This is a genomic window from Pseudomonas sp. P7779 (genome assembly GCF_013386315.1).
GTDB lineage: Bacteria > Pseudomonadota > Gammaproteobacteria > Pseudomonadales > Pseudomonadaceae > Aquipseudomonas.
In genome coordinates, this window is sequence record NZ_JACARZ010000186.1 from 1 (window position 1) to 2,846 (window position 2,846).

The window sequence follows — 2,846 nt, forward strand, 5'->3', positions numbered from 1 at the left end:
GTTCCGGATCGCCGGGGCCTACGCCCAGGCCGATCAAACGTCCGCGTGCCGGCATTATTCGACCTCCGTGGCCAAGGCGTTGACCGCGGCGGCGGCCATCGCACTGCCGCCCAGGCGGCCCTGCATGATCACGAACGGTACGCCGCGGCTGTCTGCCGCCAGCATCGCCTTGGATTCGGCGGCGCCGACAAAACCCACCGGGAACCCGAGGATCAGTGCAGGTTTTGGCGCGCCGGCGTCGAGCATTTCCAGCNNACAGCTCCAGGGCGGCGGCGGAACGGGTGTTGCCCAGCTCGCGGGCCAACTCCGGCACGCTGTCGTCGCGCAGGGTGCAGATCACCTGATTGTTGGCCGGCAGGCGCGTACGGGTCACGCCTTCGGAGACCATCCGCGCATCACACAGGATCGGCGCGCCAGCGGCCAGGGCTTCGCGCCCGGCCTTGCCGGCACCTTCGGAAAATTGCAGGCCGTCGATGGCGTCGACCATGCCGCAGGCATGAATCACCCGCACCGCGAGTTTTTCCAGGTCGGCAGGGATGCGATCAAGCCGGGCTTCTGCGCGAATGATCGCGAAGGAGTTGCGATAGATCTCCTGACCGTCGCGGATGTAATCAATCATCGGTGTTGCTCCGTGGGTGAGCGCGCAACAAGGCGCCCGCCGCTTCAATAGAAAGAGTGCGCGCGTGCAGGCGGCCGAAACCGGGCAGGCCTGCGTCGCGAAAATAGAGGTCGTAGTGGCCGGGACTTACCGCCAGCAGGGTGACCGGCGCGGTGTGTGCGGCCGCGCAGGAACGCGGGCAGCCGGACAGGTGCACGCTGTGGCCGGGCGCAAGCGCGGCCAGTTGCACGGCGTCGGCCTTGGTGTCGGACAGGCCTTTGGCGCAACCGCCGGCGCCGGTGCAGGCGATCATCCGTGCGAGGGGTTGGTCCACCGAACNNGCTGTTCGAGGCGTTCGGTGACAGCCGCCGCATCCTGGATATTGGGCAGCAGCAGGCCTTGCCATGGCGTGACACGCAAGGTGGCGTCGCCATGGTCGACGGCCAGTTGCGCAGCGCCCCTGAGCATCGCCGAATCCAGGCGGCCCAAGGGTGCGACGGCGGCGACGTAGACCTGGTTTTTTTGGCGCTGTGGATAACTTCCCAGGTGCAGCGGCGCGGAGTTGGAGTGCCTTGAAAAGCCATCAACCGGCTGCAATGGCATATTCAGCTGCCGCAAAAAGTTATCCACAGCGGTTTCAGCCAGCAGATGGCGCATACGGGTCTGATCAGGCCGGGCCAGTTCAAGGAACCGTTCCAGCACCGCCACCACCAGTGCATGCCCTTGCGCCAAAGGTACCGCCGCCAAGGGCGCTTCCCGCGCCGGGCAGCCTGCCAGGCCGAATGCCAACAGCGTGTTGCCATTGGCATCGAAGGCTGACAGCCACAGGTCGTGATGATGCTCGAGCATGGCCAGGGCTTCACCGCCGTCCAGTTGCACGGCGAACTTGGCCGACAGCTCATGGAAACGCGGGTGGGTTTCCAGGGTGGTGAGGATCTGGTCGGCCAACGGTCGGGTATCGAACAGCATCTCGCGGTCAATGCCGGCACTGGGGCTGAGCATCAGGTTGCGCACATCATCACCGGCGGCACGCTTGGGGCCCAGGTCGGCGGCCAGCAAGGCGGCGATCAATGCATCCTGTTCGGCGCCGATCCCGCGAATCTGCAGGTTGGCGCGGTTGGTCGCCTCGATCACCCCGCCGGCATGGGCCTGGGCGGCGTCGGCCACGGCAAACGCCTGCTCGGCACGGATCGAACCGCCCGCCAGTTTGATGCGGCAAATCCCGCCATCCAACGCCTGGACAATACGCAGCAACCCCGGACAGGCCGAGGGGCGCAAGGTATTGGACAGTGGTGTTGGTTTCACGGGGCTACCGGTTCACGGGTAAAGGCGCGGTATTATGCCTGCTTTGTCCGGCGGCATGAAAAGCCTGCCCGTCGGATGTCGTTCAAGGAATTCATATGTCGCCCTGGCTGACAGTAGTAGGCATCGGTGAAGACGGCTTCAAGGGCCTGGGCAGAAACGCCCGGCACGCCCTGTTGCGCGCCTCGCGCATTATTGGCGGGCAACGCCAGCTGGACTTGTTGCCGGTGTGCATCCGTGGCGAACGCCAGGTGTGGCCCAGCCCGTTTTCCCTGGAGCCGGTGCTGGCCAGGCGTGGTGAAGCGGTGTGCGTGCTGGCCAGCGGCGACCCGATGTTCTATGGCGTGGGTGCGAGCCTGGCGCGGCAGGTGCCGGCCGATGAGCTGCTGATTCTGCCGGCGCCCTCTTCCGTGTCCCTGGCGGCGGCGCGTCTGGGCTGGCCGTTGCAAGAGGTAGTGACGCTGTCGGTGGTTGCCCGGCCGATGGCGGCGCTGAATGCGCACCTGGCCAGCGGCGTGCGTTTGCTGGTGCTGAGCAATGACGGCCAGAGCCCGGCGGCGATTGCCACACAATTGGCCGAGCGCGGGTTTGGCGCAAGTCGCCTGAGTGTGTTTGAACACCTCGGCGGGCCGGATGAGCGGCACATCGACGGCATCGCCCGGGATTGGCCTGGCGAACCGATTGCCGCGTTGAATCTGCTGGCCATCGACTGCGTGGCCGACGCCAACACAGCGCGCCTGTCACGCCTGGCAGGGCTGCCGGACTCGGCCTTCAGGCACGACGGCCAACTGACCAAGCGCGACGTGCGCGCCATGACCCTCGCCCGCCTCGCGCCGATGCCCGGCGAACTGCTGTGGGACGTGGGCGCGGGCAGCGGCTCCATCGGGATCGAATGGATGCGCGCCCACCCCAGCTGCCGCGCCCTGGCCATCGAGGCCGATGACGG

The 2,846-nt window shown here is 66.7% G+C and carries 1 protein-coding gene and 2 pseudogenes; 1 reads left to right on the forward strand and 2 read right to left on the reverse strand.

The features are described 5' to 3' along the window. Positions 1–54: 54 nt before the first annotated feature. Both HX869_RS30985 and cobG read right to left on the reverse strand, forming a co-directional pair. A pseudogene (locus HX869_RS30985) lies at positions 55–619 on the reverse strand (precorrin-8X methylmutase). Next, positions 612–1,888: pseudogene (gene cobG, locus HX869_RS30990) on the reverse strand (precorrin-3B synthase). Before cobG ends, HX869_RS30985 begins: the two co-directional pseudogenes overlap by 8 nt. A 110-nt stretch (positions 1,889–1,998) precedes the next feature. Between cobG and cbiE the strand changes: the two are divergent. Then, the coding region (gene cbiE, locus HX869_RS30995) for a precorrin-6y C5,15-methyltransferase (decarboxylating) subunit CbiE (RefSeq protein ID WP_178904162.1) at positions 1,999–2,846 on the forward strand (848 nt) is incomplete at its 3' end.